Annotated in this window: 15 protein-coding genes; 1 reads left to right on the forward strand and 14 read right to left on the reverse strand. The window is 54.8% G+C overall.

Annotation, left to right across the window (positions count from 1 at the left end; translation table 11 throughout):
* The 14 genes from tssH to AACY26_RS10350 all read right to left on the reverse strand — a co-directional run bounded on the left by tssH (position 1) and on the right by AACY26_RS10350 (position 15,306).
* Entirely contained in the window at positions 1 to 2,625 is a 2,625-nt protein-coding gene (gene tssH / locus AACY26_RS10285) for a type VI secretion system ATPase TssH (protein ID WP_339513661.1), read from the reverse strand.
* Between the two features lie 11 nt (positions 2,626 to 2,636).
* Positions 2,637 to 3,644, reverse strand: a complete 1,008-nt coding sequence (tssG, locus tag AACY26_RS10290) for a type VI secretion system baseplate subunit TssG (RefSeq protein WP_339513663.1) — start codon at positions 3,642 to 3,644, stop codon at positions 2,637 to 2,639.
* Positions 3,608 to 5,401 carry a type VI secretion system baseplate subunit TssF gene (gene tssF, locus AACY26_RS10295; protein WP_339513665.1) on the reverse strand — a complete coding sequence of 598 codons (1,794 nt, stop codon included), beginning with the start codon at positions 5,399 to 5,401 and terminating at the stop codon, positions 3,608 to 3,610. The genes tssG and tssF overlap by 37 nt, the downstream gene beginning before the upstream one ends.
* Positions 5,402 to 5,507: 106 nt before the next feature.
* Complete coding sequence (locus AACY26_RS10300) at positions 5,508 to 6,008, reverse strand: hypothetical protein (protein WP_339513667.1); 501 nt, start codon at positions 6,006 to 6,008, stop codon at positions 5,508 to 5,510.
* Positions 5,999 to 6,388: a hypothetical protein gene (locus AACY26_RS10305; protein ID WP_339513669.1), complete on the reverse strand. Its 390-nt coding sequence runs from the start codon at positions 6,386 to 6,388 to the stop codon at positions 5,999 to 6,001. Before AACY26_RS10305 ends, AACY26_RS10300 begins: the two co-directional genes overlap by 10 nt.
* A 3-nt stretch (positions 6,389 to 6,391) precedes the next feature.
* Positions 6,392 to 7,366 carry a DUF6402 family protein gene (locus AACY26_RS10310; RefSeq protein WP_339513671.1) on the reverse strand — a complete coding sequence of 325 codons (975 nt, stop codon included), beginning with the start codon at positions 7,364 to 7,366 and terminating at the stop codon, positions 6,392 to 6,394.
* Positions 7,367 to 7,375: 9 nt separating this feature from the next.
* On the reverse strand, positions 7,376 to 7,897 hold the full coding sequence (locus tag AACY26_RS10315; protein WP_339513673.1) for a PAAR domain-containing protein: 522 nt from the start codon (positions 7,895 to 7,897) through the stop codon (positions 7,376 to 7,378).
* Positions 7,887 to 8,312, reverse strand: coding sequence for a type VI secretion system baseplate subunit TssE (tssE, locus tag AACY26_RS10320; protein WP_010487720.1), 426 nt, complete (start codon positions 8,310 to 8,312; stop codon positions 7,887 to 7,889). Before tssE ends, AACY26_RS10315 begins: the two co-directional genes overlap by 11 nt.
* A 6-nt stretch (positions 8,313 to 8,318) precedes the next feature.
* A complete protein-coding gene (tssC, locus tag AACY26_RS10325) occupies positions 8,319 to 9,794 on the reverse strand; it encodes a type VI secretion system contractile sheath large subunit (protein ID WP_339513676.1) in 1,476 nt (491 codons plus the stop codon).
* A gap of 25 nt (positions 9,795 to 9,819) precedes the next feature.
* On the reverse strand, positions 9,820 to 10,326 hold the full coding sequence (gene tssB / locus AACY26_RS10330) for a type VI secretion system contractile sheath small subunit (protein WP_339513678.1): 507 nt from the start codon (positions 10,324 to 10,326) through the stop codon (positions 9,820 to 9,822).
* Between the two features lie 33 nt (positions 10,327 to 10,359).
* Complete coding sequence (gene tssA, locus AACY26_RS10335) at positions 10,360 to 11,925, reverse strand: type VI secretion system protein TssA (RefSeq protein WP_339513680.1); 1,566 nt, start codon at positions 11,923 to 11,925, stop codon at positions 10,360 to 10,362.
* Between the two features lie 459 nt (positions 11,926 to 12,384).
* Complete coding sequence (locus tag AACY26_RS10340) at positions 12,385 to 13,281, reverse strand: D-hexose-6-phosphate mutarotase (RefSeq protein WP_339513682.1); 897 nt, start codon at positions 13,279 to 13,281, stop codon at positions 12,385 to 12,387.
* Between the two features lie 110 nt (positions 13,282 to 13,391).
* Entirely contained in the window at positions 13,392 to 14,768 is a 1,377-nt protein-coding gene (locus AACY26_RS10345) for a TRAP transporter large permease (protein WP_339513684.1), read from the reverse strand.
* Positions 14,761 to 15,306: a TRAP transporter small permease subunit gene (locus tag AACY26_RS10350; protein ID WP_339513686.1), complete on the reverse strand. Its 546-nt coding sequence runs from the start codon at positions 15,304 to 15,306 to the stop codon at positions 14,761 to 14,763. Before AACY26_RS10350 ends, AACY26_RS10345 begins: the two co-directional genes overlap by 8 nt.
* Before the next feature lie 193 nt (positions 15,307 to 15,499).
* On the opposite strand from AACY26_RS10350, the gene AACY26_RS10355 reads away from it, so the two are divergent.
* Positions 15,500 to 16,624: a TRAP transporter substrate-binding protein gene (locus tag AACY26_RS10355; RefSeq protein WP_339513688.1), complete on the forward strand. Its 1,125-nt coding sequence runs from the start codon at positions 15,500 to 15,502 to the stop codon at positions 16,622 to 16,624.
* The last annotated feature ends 10 nt before the right edge of the window (positions 16,625 to 16,634 follow it).

Raw genomic sequence — 16,634 nt, forward strand, 5'->3', positions numbered from 1 at the left:
TTAAGTGAACTCACAGACCACTGCTCCATGTTCATCAAGGGTTGCATGAACCTGTTTCAAGGTTTCGCCGTTGGCCATTGCCGCGAGTAGACGATCAACCACCAGCGGCTGCAGGTGCTGGTCGATCAAGTGATCAATCAGGCGTGCGCCGCTTTCGCTATGGGTGCAGCGTGCAGCCAGGTTTTCGACCAGGGCTTGGCAATGGCTGAACTGCAGCTGACGACGTTGCAGGCGCTCGGCGAAACGCTCGAGCTTCAGGGTTGTGAGTTCGTGCAGGACCTCGCCGCTCACCGGGTAGTAAGGTACTACGCGCATGCGCGCCAGCAGCGCAGGCTTGAAGTGCTGGCTGAGTAGTGGGCGGATTGCCTGTTCAAGATCTTCGGCTTCGGGACGCTGGCCGTTTTGGCACAGTGAATCAATACGATCGCTGGCCAGGTTCGAGGTCATCAGGATCAAGGTGTTGCGGAAATTGATCTCGCGTCCTTCGCCGTCATTCGCCACACCTTTATCGAAGATCTGGTAGAAAAGATTGAGGATGTCCGGGTCGGCTTTTTCGACCTCATCAAGCAACACTACGGAGTAGGGTTTTTGCCTGACCGCTTCGGTGAGCATGCCGCCTTCCCCATAGCCCACGTAGCCCGGCGGAGCACCAATGAGTCGCGAGATGCTGTGCTTTTCCTGGAATTCAGACATGTTGATGGTGGTCAGAAAGCGCTCACCGCCATACAACAGGTCAGCCAACGCCAGTGCGGTTTCAGTTTTGCCGACACCGCTGGGCCCGACCAAGAGAAATACGCCGACGGGGGCATCTGGCCGATTAAGGCCGGCGGCGGTTGCACGCATGGCGCGATCCAGGGCGCTGATGGCTTGTTCCTGGCCGCGTAGGCGCTGGCGCAAATCTGCGGAGAAACTGATGACTTTGCTGTTGTGTTCGCGGGCCAATTGGCTGAGCGGCACGCCTGTCCAATGGCTGATAACTTCAGCCACCAAGCGTGGGCAGACTTCATAGCTGACCAGGCGCTGCTGGGTTTGCGCAGCACTTAGCTCGGCTTGCGCTGCACGCAGTTGAGCTTCGAGCTCCTCGAGGTCGCTCGGCTCGAAGTGTTCGCTCTGTTCCTCGGTTGTAACTGTTGCTGGTGCATTGAGCTGTTGGCGGGCTTCTGCGCAGCGCATGCGCAGGCTGATCATGCGCTGGGCGAGGTCTCGTTGAGTCGCCCAGCGGGTTTCCAGTTGCTCAAGCTCGGCGCGGGCCTCACGCAGGCGTTGTTCGAGCTGTTCGGCGGCTGCGCTGTCGATGTTCAGCCCCGAGTCGCGGTCGCGCTGTTGGGCGTGATCCTGACGCTCACCTTCAGCGATCTCGTTGCGCAGTTGCTCAAGGGCTTCTGGAGCGGCAGCGAGGCTGATACGTACGCGCGCGCAGGCTGTGTCCAGTACATCGACGGCTTTATCCGGCAGTTGCCGACCGGCGAGATAGCGCGCGGAAAGTTCAGCTGCGGCGACAACAGCATCGTCGCGCAGGTAGATGCCGTGGCTTTTTTCGTAGACCGGGGCGAGGCCACGCAGGATAGTCACGGCTTCCGATACTGTAGGTTCGTGCAGTTGCACCGGCTGGAAGCGCCGCGCCAGGGCCGGGTCTTTCTCGAAGTATTTTTTGTACTCGCTCCAGGTGGTGGCTGCGATAGTACGCAACTCGCCCCGGGCCAATGCGGGCTTGAGCAGGTTCGCCGCATCACCGCTGCCTGCTTGTCCGCCAGCACCGATCAAGGTGTGGGCTTCGTCGATGAACAGGATGATCGGTTTGGGCGAGGCCTTGACCTCATCGATGACCCCTTGCAAGCGGCGCTCGAACTCGCCCTTGACGCTGGCACCGGCCTGCAACAAGCCCAGATCGAGGCACAACAGCTCAACGCCCTTGAGCACTTCAGGCACTTCGTCAGTGGCGATGCGCAAGGCCAGGCCTTCGACAATCGCGGTCTTGCCGACACCAGCCTCACCAACCACTATGGGGTTGTTCTTGCGGCGCCGGGCAAGGATATCGATCATCTGCCGGATGGCTTCATCACGGCACAGCACCGGGTCAAGCTTGCCATCACGCGCTTGCTGGGTGAAGTTGTGGGTAAAGCGTTGCAGGTTCGATTCTGCGCTGCTCGAGCTGTTTGCGCTGCTGGCTTGCGGTTGCTGGGATTGGGCAAAGTCACGCAAACGCTCGGCGTTGAGCTTGGCCAGCATGCTTTGATAATGACTGCCGGCATAGCGCATCGGGTTGCGTAACAATGCGAGAATCAGCGCCGCCTGATCAATTTGGCTGCTGCCCAACTCCAGGTTGGCGACCAGCAAGGCATCCTGTAGCCACTGCACCAGCTCGGTGGAGAATACCGGGTTACGCGTTGCACTGTGTTCACTGCTCGGTTGCAGGGCTTTGGCCAGCTCACCTGCATCAACTTCGGCGTCGTTCAATGCGCGCTGCAGCAGGCTTTCCGAACGCTCCAGAAGACCCAGCAGCATATCTTCAACAAGTACCTTGTTGCCGCCACGTGCTACGCAACGTTCAGCGGCGATTTCCAGGTCGCGCTTAGTTTCGGCATCGAGTGCTTGCACCAGTTGTTGTAAGTCGACGTTTATCATTTCATCTGTCCTTAATGAGCTCTTTTGCCGAGCGTGACGATGCCATCGGCGTTGTCGCAGCCGAGCCAGCTGGTCCAGCCGAGTCGGCAGAGGTTGTCATTGCCAATGCGCAGTTCTTTGATCTGGTCTTTGCGCAGTTGCAGGCGAATGTCGTAATCCATGGGATCACGCAGGGTGAAGCGCACCAGTGCGCAAAGCGGGTTGTAGCCACTGCCCACCGGAAGAAATTGTTGAAACATGTCCCACTGCAATTCGCGAATATGGACGCGGAACTTGCCGCCGCGATCGCGCACCCAACCGCCCAGCACCAGGCTTTCACCGAGCATGCTGTTGGCTGTACCGAGCTGGTTGCGTTGTTCGGCGAGAATCTCGACGCGCCGCTCGATGAATTGCTCGATGTACACATCGGAATGCTTGAAGTAGTAACGCAACACCGACTCGATCAACGCTGCTGAGTGGGCGCGCAAGCTGAGCAAGCCCAGGTACGGCAGCAGGCGTTTCCAGTTGAGTTCTGAGGTCGCGCGGATTTGCTCTCCACGCAAGCCAATTAATGAAAACAGCTGTTGTGAGAAAGGGTCCAGCGCCCCGGTCTTGAAGCGTGAGTGGTATCGGTACTTCTGCCAGACGGGTAACAACAAGCGCTGTAAACGGTTGTTGAACAAATCCAGAAAATCACGGGTTGGGTTGCCATCTTCACTGTCGCCAAGGGCTTGTTCGCCATAAAAGGCGGGCAGCGGTGAACCGGAGCCGATCAGGCTGACCAGATTGATGCGCATGCGGGCTCGCAGCTCACCATTTTCTTTGATGAACTCGACGCGCTCGATGTCGCTTCCAGGGAAACCAAGACTCGGATTTGCCTGCAGCTCAAGGTGCAGATGCAAGGTTTCCTCATCCAGCTCGGGATGTGCTTCTTGCAATCGTTTAAGCACCAACTGCACACCCTGGAACAGGCTGTACTCGCGGATGCCCCGGCTAAGCCGGCTTATAGCAGGGGCTGTTGCCCCATGCGTGGCGTCCATGTGTAGACCTCTCCTTGAGTACTGTTTACGCGAAGCTCGTGGTAGGAATTCAAACTGGCGTAAAGGGCAAAAAATTCGTTAAGTACCGATGCGAATAAAAACAGGTCGCCCTCGCCGATGTAGCCGTCTGGGTCGATGGTCATCTCGGTACGCACGCCGCGTATCGGCAGCCCGCGTTCCAGGCGGTCGACATGGGTGTGGCTTATGCTTTTCAAACCATCAAGCAAGCGTTTGCTGACTTTCTCCGCGTGCTGGTCGTAGTAGCGCGGCAAGTCGTAGGTTTCGAGAATGACTTTCAGCGCCTCAACGTTGGCCAGTGACAAGTAATTGAGTGACATGTTGGAAATCAGCTTCCACAGGAAGTCACGATTCAAGGGCGGTGCGTAGCTCGGGGTGACGGCGCTGATGTTGCGAAAGTTCAGGAAGCCCGGGGTTTTCTCGCTGGGTACGCAAATATCACCGAGGGCCAATTTGCTTGGCAGGCTCTGGTTGGTGCAGGTCAGCTCGATCGAAAGCGTCTCGTGCACGGCTTCGTCGCGCAGGCCAAAGCTGAGCCAGGTATCGGTGCCTTCCCTGAGCAGGGACGTTTCCTGGCGCACGCTGTAGTGGGGACGGGCAGTGCCGACATCGAAGCTTGCGTCGTGCTCGAATGATTCAAAGGGCACATAGACTTCATAACCCTGGCCGCCAGGTTTCCAGCCGGTCACGCGGTCAACCGAGAACACCCCGCAATGCTTGGCGCTCAGTTCGGCTGGCAACAGCAGGTAGCGATCCTGCTTGCCATCCAGACGAATCGGTGTTGCGTCATGCTCGAACAGGTTGACCACAGGGGTGCAATACAGTCGCACGTTATCCAGTGTCGGACGAATGCGCTGCTCGCCCGCCTTATTGATATCAAAACGCAACTCAATACCGCGGGCTTGCTCCATGACATCCTGCGGAACCTGCTTCAAGCCATCCAGACCGAACAGGTCAACAAACATGAACTTCTCTTGGAAAGCGAAATATTCCTGTAGGTAGCGGTAGCCGCGAAAGGTGTTGAGCGGATAGGGGATCAGTGCCTGGTCTTCGGCAAAACCAACCGGTTTAACCTGATTGGCGCTCAGGGTCAGGCTGGGCACCGCGACTTCTCTGGCATCGCGCAAGATAGGCTTGCCTTTGTCGTCGAGCAACACCACTTGGATGTTGCCCAAGTGGTGCAACAGACTGAGGTACAGCATCTGGCTGATGTAGCGCTCACCGGCCAGGTGCAGGCGCAGCTTGGTCAGGTTGAGGTCAGCGATATTGCCGTCGGCGCTCATCTGCATTTTCAGGCTGAGCACCGCTCCTCCCCCTTTGACCGAGTACTGCAGCGCGTTCATCGCCAGCGGTAATACCTCGGTGTCGTAAGCGGTGCGGAATTGACAGGTCACACCCTCAATCGGCTTGGCTTCAACCGGCGTACCACGCGGTACAAACTGGGCGGCGCCTGGACGTGTCAGGGGTTCGAACTGGAGCATGCTGAAGCCCGGTAGCGGGCGCATATAGTTTGGCCACAGCAAGTACATCAGCGAGTGGGTCAGCTCTGGCAGTTCATCATCAAGTTTTTGCCGTAAGCGGCCCGTGAGAAAGGCAAAACCTTCCAGCAAGCGCTCGACATCCGGGTCGCGACCGCTCTGCCCAAGAAACGGCGCCAACGCCGGATTGCGCTCGGCAAATCGCTTGCCCAGTTGGCGCAGGGCGGTGAGTTCGCTCTGGTAGTAGTGGTTAAAAGACACGGATCAATCCTTGATTGGGTAGTTAATGTTTAAAAGCAAATTCGGCTGTGACCATTGCGGCTTTAAATCATGGCAGTAGTCAAAGTCGTAAAGATCAACGTCATAGCTATTCTTCATTGCACAGATACACTTGGCACTCTTGCGTAGCATCAACTGTACTCAAGTAGGTATTGCGCTCTGCGGGTGTGCAGTTATCCCAGTACGGTAGCCATACCCTGTTCCACCAATATTCAAGCTCGCCATGTTTACTCATTACCGCTTCAATAGGCTGCAAGTTGGGAAATGCATGCCATGGAGGTGCGGGTGTTTCAAACAGCTCATCAATCACGCTAATTATTCGTGTTGAATTCGTGGTGAGCTCAACAAGTATTTCACTAAATACTTGTTGATACGAAAGACTTAAGGTTTCACTATTTTTGGTTGTTACCGTAGTGCGGTCATACGGTAGATCAATATTAAATTTTTCAGAAATAATGATTCGCAACAGCAACAGTTGTTCAAGGGTTGTAAAGATCACAATGTAATATGCACACAGATTTTGCTCGCCCAAGTAAACTTTCTTTGGATAGGCGTTAAAATTTTCTGTGCCGTTGACAATCAATTGCATTCGGATAATGTCCAGCCTTCATAGCCGCTATTAGTCGGATAGATAACATTGCCGTTGATCCACTTAGCGCTTTCAGTTCCTGCGAATTCGCTTTGGGTAAGCAGCCATTCGGAGCTTTTCAACAGCGTTCCGTCCTGACGGTATACTCGGAAGAACGCTTCGCTACTAAATAGCCCAACCGTAATCCCCATTACACCCAGTGCACGATAGTTTGGAATATAAGAGTTAACGTAGCAGGCACCTGAATCGCTCCAGATTGTAGAGTAAGTTTCGGTATTTTTGCTTATGTCGAGTTTCACGAATAGCCACAACCCAATTGCGGAAATGGTCGTGAAGGCAATAAAAATCCAAAGTGTTAAGAGTGTGCGTTTTATAATCATTTTTTAGATGCTCGATGCACGGGCTTTGAATTCATTGAAGTCATTTGCACTTAGATGAATCATGATCGAAACCGGATAGTGTTTTACGGTAGAGAACACTAAAAAATCACTACCCAGGTTGTGTTTTTGCCGATAGTCATTAAAGCTTTTATTGCTTGTTTTAAAGTAACGGCTTTCCCCTTTGTCAATGAACTCAGGGCTTGTGTAATAATCGATTGGTCCTGGGCGAATTACGCCACTGTGATTCCAGTAACCCAGTAATTGATCCGAGCCAAAATTTAGAAAATCATATGTGTCGCGTATATACAGGCCAATCTCATAAATTTGAATTGCCGGATAGCCTAGATGATCTGAAATAGTTCTGAGCTTAGTTGCCGCGATCTTGATTGCAAAGCTGCCTAGCGCACCATACACGTCGTCCAATTCGTCGGTTGCTTTTTCCCAGACACTTGCGCCAATGCGGATTAGATTGAACTGAGAAGTTTCTTCTAACTGGACAGCAGAAAGACTACTGAAGTCTTCCTCCGCGTTTCTCAGCGAATTGGTGTTCGGTTCAAGATGGCCTATGCGCTGAAGGCGAGTCATCAGCAAAATCAGCCCTCGGGATAGTTGATCGAGTGGCGCCTTGACGTGACCTACTATGTTGTTGAATTCGGTTACATTACTCAGCCCTGCGACTAGCTCATCTATATCATCACGCATACGTGTTGAACTGGTGAACAGCCAGTCAAACGGGAGGTCGGTAAGTAAGTTTTCTGGATCAAGGGTGTTTGGAGAACTGGAGCCTTCTTTTATGTCTGTAGGTAGCTCGTATGCAGCGCCACTGAACCACTTGCGCATTAGTCGAGCACCTTGCGCCCAGCCCAGCGTATCCATGGCTGCGGGGATGTCGGTGATTTTGAAGTTTTCCGCTGTGGTTTCTGTGCCAGCTGTCTGGCTGGCCGGGCTTAGCGTTGATGCAACTGGAGTAGTGGTCATGCTGACTCCTTAAGCAATTACGAGAGCGGTTTGTGGTTCGAGATCCAATGTCACACCTTCGGCTTTGGCGGCCGATACCAACTGCGTTCTTCCGCTTTCGTCAGTAACTCCTTCAATGACTTGTCCTGAGTCGGTTTTGATGCTGTACGGTCGCCCAGCAACAGGCGCGCCACTACTCGCGTCGCGGATAACGAAGTGCTCGTTAAATGCGGAAGTCAGTGCCAGCGCCGCAGGCGCAATAAACTCAGCCGGTGTATGCGAACTGCCAATCACCACCGTGCCGGAGCCTGTAACAATCGGGTTATTGTTATGGCTGGCTGTTGAGCCGAGTACCGCTGCGGGTTTGCCGTTGATCAGGACGTTGGGGATTACTGCGCTGCTGATCGCGCTGTCGCATGCGGTTTTGTCACCGAGACGGGCGGCTCCCAGTCCATCAAACAGCACGTCGGACGAGCCCTCTACGATTGGGTTTTTGTTATGACCTGAACAAGCGGTCATGTCGCTGATTCGCGCGGCGGGTTTACCAGACACGGGGCTCTCCTGCGTTAACGGTGACTTGGCCGCTGCCGTCCAGGCTGGCAGCGAAACTGACGCGGCGCTTTACGCCGGCCACTTCAAGCAGACCTTCAATGGCGAAGGCCAGGTTTAGTGGGTTATGGTCGCGTGGCATCGACACAACCTTGACCTCACGTAAACGGGGTTCGTACGCCTCGATAAAGCGTTCGATAGCGATACGCGCCTGTTGCAGCGAGTCGTGCAATGACAAGCGCATATCGTTGAGATCGGGCAACCCGTAGTCGGCGAGCGTTTGCACGCTGCCGGCCCGGGTGCTGAGCATTTTTGCCAAGTGGGCAGCCACCGACGCCATGGCGCTTGCTTCACGCGTCCAACCGGCGCGTCGATCAAGTTCACCACCTATGCGTTCAAATAGACTGCCGTATGACATGGGTGCTTATTCCTTATCCAGCTTGCCAACCAGCGACAGGGTGAAATCCGCACCCATGTACTTGAAGTGCGGGCGCACGTTCAGGCTGACGCGGTACCAGCCTGGCTCGCCTTCAACATCACTAACCACAACCTGAGCTGCGCGCAGTGGACGACGGCCACGGATTTCGGCATTCGGGTTTTCCTGGTCGGCGACAAACTGGCGAATCCACTTGTTCAGCTCCAGCTCGAGGTCGGTGCGTTCTTTCCACGAACCGATTTGCTCGCGCTGCAGCACTTTCAAGTAGTGCGCCAGGCGGTTGACGATGAAGAGGTATGGCAATTGGGTGCCGAGCTTGTAGTTGAGCTCTGCGTTCTTGCCTTCTGCACTGTTGCCGAAGAACTTTGGCTTCTGCGTCGAGTTGGCCGAGAAGAATGCAGCGTTGTCGCTACCTTTACGCATGGTTAGGGCGATAAAGCCTTCTTCTGCCAGTTCGTATTCGCGACGGTCGGACACCAACACTTCGGTCGGAATCTTGGTCTCGATTTCGCCCATGCTTTCAAAGTGATGCAGTGGCAAATCTTCAACCGCGCCGCCGCTTTGCGGGCCGATGATGTTCGGGCACCAGCGGAACTTGGCAAAACTGTCGGTCAGCTTGCTGGCGAATGTGTAGGCGGTGTTGCCCCACAGGTAATGCTCGTGGCTGTTGGCGACGTTTTCTTTGTAAACGAAGCTCTTCACCGGGTTTTCTTCCGGGTCATACGGGTTGCGCAGCAGGAAGCGCGGCACAGTCAGGCCGACATAACGCGCGTCTTCTTGCTCGCGGAAGCTCTGCCATTTGGCGAACTGCGGGCCTTCGAAGTGATCCTTGAGATCTTTCAGGTCAGGCAAGCCAGTGAAGGCTTCCAGGCCAAAGAATTTAGGACCGGCAGCGGCAATAAACGGCGCGTGCGACATCGATGCAACGCTGGCCACGTATTGCATGGTCTTGATGTCTGGCGAGCTTGGGTTGAAGAAGTAGTTGGCGATAATTGCCGCAACCGGCTGGCCACCAAACTGACCGTATTCAGCGGTGTAGACGTGCTTGTACAAACCTGACTGGACAATTTCCGGGCTGTCTTCGAAGTCTTCAAGCAGGTCTTGCTTGGAGGCGTTGATCAGCTCCAGCTTGGTGTTCTCGCGAAAATCTGTGCGGTCGACCAGCAGCTTCAGGCCGCGCCATGAAGATTCCAGCGCCTGGAAGTTCTGATTGTGCAGAATCTCGTCCATCTGGCGGCTGAGCTTGGCGTCGATTTCCGCGATCATGCGATCGACCATGGCCTTTTTAACCGGCTCGTTCTGGTTTTGCGGCTTGAGTAACTCTTCAATGAACGCCGACACACCACGCTTGGCGATGTCGTAGGCTTCGTCATCTGGAGTCAGCCGGGTTTCAGCGATGATTTGGTCGAGAAGACCGAGTTCGGTGGCTTGGCCGCCGGCTTCTTTTGCTGCGCTAGTGCTCATCTAATAGCTTCCTTGTTAATTGCGATCAGGATTCAAGCTTGCCTTGGGCCGCGAGTCCGAGTTCACCGAGTACGCGATCACGCGAATCATCGTCGGCCAACACGCTTTCAATGGCTTTGCGGAAGGCCGGGGCATTACCCAGCGGGCCCTTGAGGGCGACCAAGGCGTCACGCAGTTCCATCAGCTTTTTCAGCTCTGGCACTTGCTCAACCACGTTGGCGGGGTTGAAGTCTTTCATCGAGTTGATGTTCAGCTTCACGGCGAGCTCTTCGTCGGCGCTGTCTTCTTGCAGGCGGTTAGGCACTGCAAAGGTCAGGCTCAACTCTTGTTTCTCGAGCACTTCGTCGAAGGTGTTCTTGTCGATGCTGATCGGCTTGCGATCTTCGATCTTGCGCTCGTCATGACGTTGGGTGAAATCGCCCAATACCATCAACTTCAGCGGCAGTTCGATTTCTTCTTGAGCGTCGCCAGTGGCGGGCTTGAAAGTGACGTTAATCCGTTCCTTAGGTGCAACTGAGCCTTCTTTGGCCATGGGAGTTCTCCTATTCGGTTATGGCCCGGGGGCCTAGTCCAGCACCACTTCGAGGTCGAGGTGGCACAACCTGCGGTAGATCTCATCCTTGTGTTCGCGCACAGCATGGTTCTGCGGTAACAGCTCACAGCAGTTATGCAGCATGTGCAGGACTTCGAGGGCGAGATCGGGTTCCCAGGCAGCTATGCCTGAGCTTTGAATCATCTGGTCAAGGGTGTCGAGTTGGGTCTTGGCCAATTCATACTTTTTGGCGTTGAAACAGAGCCTGGCGAGGGTCAGCTGCCAGAAAAAGGATTCGCGGCCGCCGCGAGCCGATTGCATGGCTTTCTTGATCTGTTGCACGGCAGGTTTCAACCCTTCTTTGCGCAACAGGGGTAACGCTTCTTGCAGGGCTTCATCCCAGGCGCGTTGGTTATCGCCGTCGCTGGCAACCGGGGCGCTGGCGGGTTGCTGGGGCGTAACGTGAGGCATCACGTGCGAGCTCAGCCAGGCCCGGGTTTGTTCGTCTGCAAAAGGTGTGGTGTCGTGAAACTGCAGCTCTTCAAGACCGCTCATGCGATGCATGAACAGCGCCAATTGGATTTCGATTTCCAGTGCCGCCGCTTCAGCATTCAAGCCTTGCAGGCATTGCCAGGCGAGATGCTGACCATCAAGCCAGAAGGGGGCCCTGGCAATACTGGTTTCCAGGTCCACAAGAAGGTCGGCGTATTGGCCTTGTTGGTAGCGTTCTTGATAGCTTTTTAACTTATCCACAGGCAGGCCGCGCAAGCCGGTAACCTTGTCGGCGTTGCGCTCCGGCAGGCTGTCGATGGGTAGCCACAGCAGGGTTCTGGACAGGCGCAAGGCGCGAACATCACTGACCTTTTGCTTAAGCCAATAGGCACAAAGCGGACGGGACTGGTCTTGCAGGTTGCGCAACTGTTTGTGCGCGTCCTTTTCGCTCTCAACCGATGAGGAGGCGTTCAGCAGGCTGCTTGCGGTTTGCTTGACCTGGGCTAGCGCGCCAGCGACACCTTTGTTCGAATCTTGCTTGCTTTGGCTTGCCCGTTTGATTTGTTCTTCAAGCCGCCTGCACAGGGGCAGCAGCAATGGAGCATCAGCCCCAAGTTGTTCGGACAGGGAGCCTTCGAGCTCACGTAGTTTTGCAGCCAAGTCCCCAAAAAGGTCGAGTCGTTCACCTACCGGGACGTCTTCGGCAAGGACTTGTTCCAGGCGCGGAGTCAACCAGCTGATTGCAGCGGCGCGAGTGCGTGCTTTTTGCGGGTAGAGCTCGGCCCAATGCTGGGTGCAAAGGCTGTGTAAAAGCACAATTCCAGCGTGCAGGCCGGCAAAGGATTCACGCTGGTAAAGCGCCCAGGCCAACCAGGCGGTAACCCGAATATCTTTGGAGTGGTTGGTGAGGATTATTTCGCTGGAGTCGAGTACTTTTTGCCAATCAATCGTCGCCACTTCATGCAAAGCATTTGCTTTGCGAAGTTCGCTTTCGAGATGTTCGTATTCAGTTGAATAGCGAATATCGCTGCCAGCAAAGTTGTTGGCTGATATGGGCGTGTTTGCAAGCGATAGATAGCGTGCAGACAACGTACTCGAATAGGTCATTCCCTGACTCGGTATAGTGTGGCGAACACATAAATGCAGCTTAGTTCACATTAATTGCTATAAGCTGACACTAAAAGTGCGCAACTTTTTGCGCACATTGTATGTGCAATAAGTTGCGCAAACGTCTCTGAGGCCCGCATCCTATAGGCCTCGAATCCGATAGGCAATATACCATCGCTTGGTTTTATTGGGACTAAAGTTCAGAACTTAAGCCTTTCTCAGTGGTATCACCGCGCTATCAGGCGCTTATAGCTATTTAAGCTCAGGCGGATATCCTTTGGGTGGATATTTAATTATGTGAAACAGTACAGATCTAAAGGTAGGGTTAGGTCACAAATGACATTTGAAGTTATAAGCCAAATAACTTGGCTTGAGCTTGCTGAGCTGTAGTGGGTAATGGCTTTTTGCCTTCATTTATATTTTTAGGTTAATTACTTCATGCAAGCGTTTGATTGTTTGTTATTTCTCGACCCAGATGTCGAGATGTAATTGATGTTCGCTGGCAGGGGCTAGCGTGACCATGTCCTCAAGCACGTTTGCATGCTCAATGCAGAGCATCCGTTGCCAGGCCGCATCATTGAATTGCGATAAGCGCCGGGCTTTATCTACCCATGGATTCCAGACCACTGCTGATTCTGAACCACGGCTGAGCAGGTTGATGGTGCGCTGCCAGCCAGGGTCGAAGATCTGCAGTTTGGCCGGTGTGTGCAGGTAGATCCGGTCAGTTTCGCCGCTGAAATGCAAGGCTCCGGATTGGGTACGGGTTTGCCAGTTGTCCAGCGTCTCGATGTAATCGCAATCTTCAAGGCCCTTCACGCTCACGGTTTGGATGTCACTTACCGCGAAGTAAGTGTGCAGAGCCTGGCTGAAGCTAAGCGGCCGTTCGCCGAGGTTGCGGCAAGCCAGGCTGATGCTCAAGCGTTCTCCAAGGCGAACTGTCAGCCTCAGTTCGGCGGCATGGGGCCAATGTGCTAGTGGCTGCTCAAGGGTGTTGTAGCTGAAGCTGATGCAGGCTGCCTGCTCATGCTGTTCAATCCCTGCCAGGGACCAGTCAATGCTGCGTACAAGGCCGTGTGCGCTGGCCTGTTGTGGCTGTTGGTGCATGGCTTGGATGCTTCGCGGGTTGCGTTGCAAATCGCCGAACCACGGCCAGCACACAGGCACGCCGCCGCGCACGCTATTGCCGGGTTCCAGCTCGGCTTCCTCGCTGAGCCAGATGATTGGCCGGTCTCCTTCATGACCGTAACTGAGGACCTGGGCGCCTTGCTGGGCAATCAGTAATTTGCTGTTGTTGAAGCGCAAGCTCCAGCAGGTCAGCGAACCCTGTTCGATACGTTCAACGCTTGCCGAAGTCATCAGCTTCTCCTGTTCATAGATATTCAATGCTCTGGTAGTGCGCAACGGGCCTGGGCCTTAATGCAAAACGCCCGTAACTAGTACGGGCGTTTTGACTAAAGCGTGTCGTGTTAGTTGCCGTACACCTGCTCCGGCAGCCAAGTGATCAGCCCCGGGAACATGTAGGCGATAACCAGCAAGATAATCTGGATCAGGATAAATGGCACCACACCTTTGTAGATGGTGCTGGTTGCAACCGATGCCGGTGTAACCCCGCGCAGGTAGAACAGCGCAAAGCCGAATGGCGGGGTGAGGAAGGATGTTTGCAGGTTGAGTGCAATCATGACCCCCAGCCAGATTGGATCCAGCCCCATGGCCAACAATACCGGACCCACAATAGGCACCACCACGAAGGTGATCTCGATGAAGTCGAGAATGAAGCCGAGGAAGAAAATCACCACCATCACCAGGAAGAATGCGCCAAGCACACCGCCAGGTAGCTGCGCGAAGACTTCCTCGATCAGGATTTCGCCACCGAAGCCGCGGAAGACCAGGGAGAACAGCGAGGCGCCAATCAGGATCATGAACACCATGGAGCTGATTTCAGTGGTGCCGTAGGCCACTTCTTTCAGCTGGGTGAAGTTCAGCTTGCCTTTGAGCATCGCCAGGATCATCGCGCCCAATGCGCCAAGCGCCGCCGCTTCGGTCGGTGTTGCGTAACCTGCGAGAATCGAGCCGAGGACTGCTGCAATCAGGATAAGCGGAGGAATCAGGGCGTTTGCCAGCTTGCCCCATTCAATTGGACCGAGCTCTTCTTGTGGCAGTGCCGGGAGCTTCTTCGGTTGGAAAATCGCTACGCCGATGATGTAGAGGATATACAGCCCCACCAGCAGCATACCTGGCAGGAAAGCACCGACGAACAAGTCACCGACTGAAACCGTCTTTGGCGAGAAGATGCCCATCTTCAATTGCGCTTGCTGGTAGGCGCTGGACATCACATCGCCAAGCAAAACCAGGACGATTGAAGGTGGAATGATTTGTCCCAGCGTGCCGGTCGCGGCCAATGTGCCGGTGGCGATTGCCGGGTCATAGCCACGACGCAGCATGGTTGGCAGTGCAAGCAAACCCATGGTGACCACAGTTGCGCCGACGATACCGGTGCTGGCAGCAAGCAAGGCTCCGACCACGCAAACTGAAATGGCCAAGCCACCGCGCAGGGTACCGAACAGTCGCGACATGGATTCGAGCAAGTCTTCGGCGACGCGGGATTTCTCCAGCATCACCCCCATGAACACGAATAGCGGCACCGCCAGCATCGTCTGGTTGTTCATGATGCCGAATAAACGGTTGGGTAATGCGCTGAGGTAGGTGGCGTCGAAAGTACCAGTGACTATGCCAATGCCGGCGAACAGCAGTGACACGCCGCCCAGGGTAAACGCGACCGGATAACCGGCCATCAAGGCGACACAGATACAGATAAACAGCAGAATCGGCATTAACTCAACCATGCTTCACCTCCGGCTCGGGCAGACGACCGGCGAGCATGTAAACAGCTTTTATGATGTCGGAAATTCCTTGCAGGACCAGGCCGGCAACCAGAATCAGGATGATGCTTTTTTGTAGGTAGACGAAGTGCAGGCCGCCAGACTCGCTTGAAGCCTCTTTGGTGGCCCAGGAGTTGGCGACATAGTCCCAGCTACTCCAGCCCAGAAACAGGCAAAGCGGTAACAGAAACAGCAGCGTGCCGAGAATATCCACCAGGGCTTGGCGTTTGCCGCTGAATTTCTGGTAAAAGATGTCCACGCGCACGTGTGCGTTGCGCTGAAGTGTCCAGGCTGCTGCACCCATAAATACCAGGGCGTGGGCATAGAGGACGGCTTCTTGCAACGCCGTGGCGCCGATCCCCAGGCCGTAGCGCAGGACGACTACAATAGCTGTTCCGATAACCAGAAATGCCGTTAGCCAAGCGCAGGCTTGGCCAAAGCGTTTGTTTAGCGCATCGATAATGCGCGCAAGGTGGAGCAAAAGGGGGGGCTTGTCGGACATGGTGAGTCCTTATCGTTATGAGTGAGAAGGCGGGCAGGCCGGTGATTCTAGGCAGCTCGTGATAATGCAGCAATGGCACTACAACTTTAGTCGTATCTACTAGGCTTGAGAGTCACTTCGCCCTATGTTACTCAGGCGCGGTCTGCTGACAGTGATCCTGTGATAAGACCAATACAACAAGAAGGAGCATTGCATGAAACGTCGTCAAATTCTCGCAGCAGCTGGTGTAGGCCTTGCCGCCACTGCCTTGGCGGGTTGTAACAAAGAAGCTGATTGCAGCAAAGAAGCCGCTGCAGGCAGCGCTGCCAAGCCTCAAGAAGGTGGCGGTGGAGAAACCTTCCATTGGAAAATGGTCACTTCTTGGCCAAAAAACTTCCCGGGTGTGGGCGTTGGCGCAGAAAACTTCGCCAAACTGGTTAATGAAATGAGTAAAGGCCGCCTGACCGTTAAAGTCTATGCGGCCGGTGAGCTGGTTCCTGCCCTTGAAGTATTCGACGCTGTTTCGCGCGGTACTGCAGAAATGGGTCATGGTGCTCCGTACTACTGGAAAGGCAAAGTGCCAGCCGCGCAGTTCTTCTGCGCCCTGCCATTTGGCCCTAACGCGCAAGAAATGAACGCCTGGCTGCACAAGGGGGGTGGTTTGCAGTTGTGGGAGGAGGTTTACAAGCCGTTCGGTGTTCTACCGATGGCCTGTGGCGCAACTGGGGTTCAGACCGCAGGCTGGTTCAACAAGGAAATCAACTCGGTTGATGACTTCAAGGGTCTGAAAATGCGTACGCCGGGTCTGGGTGGCGAAGTGCTGACCAAGATGGGCGGCACCGTGGTCAATATGCCGGCCGGTGAAATTTTCACTGCACTGCAAACCGGTGCAATTGATGCTACCGAGTGGATTGGTCCTTACAACGACCAGGCGCTGGGTCTGCACAAAGCAGCCAAGTACTACTACACGCCGGGTTGGCAGGAGCCGAACGTTACCTTCGAACTCGACGTCAACATCAAGGCATGGGAAACACTGCCTGCCGACCTTCAGGCCATAGTTCGCGCCGCTGCGCGTGACATCAACGGCGACATGCTCGACGACTACAACGCCCGTAACATGGAAGCCATGGAGCAACTGAAGAAAGAAGGCGTCGAAGTACGCCGCCTGCCTGATGATGTGTTGGCCAAGCTCAAGGGCATCTCGGCTGAAGTGGTTGATGCCACTGCCGCAGCTGACCCTGCCGCGACTAAGGTTTGGGCGCAACAGAAGGCATACCTCGAACGTCTTTATAAGTACGCCGAGGAAAACGAAAAGGATATCTACAACATTCGCGGTTAATACCGAGGTC

The sequence above is a fragment of the Pseudomonas sp. RL_15y_Pfl2_60 genome, assembly GCF_963970595.1.
In the GTDB taxonomy this organism is placed as follows: Bacteria; Pseudomonadota; Gammaproteobacteria; order Pseudomonadales; family Pseudomonadaceae; genus Aquipseudomonas.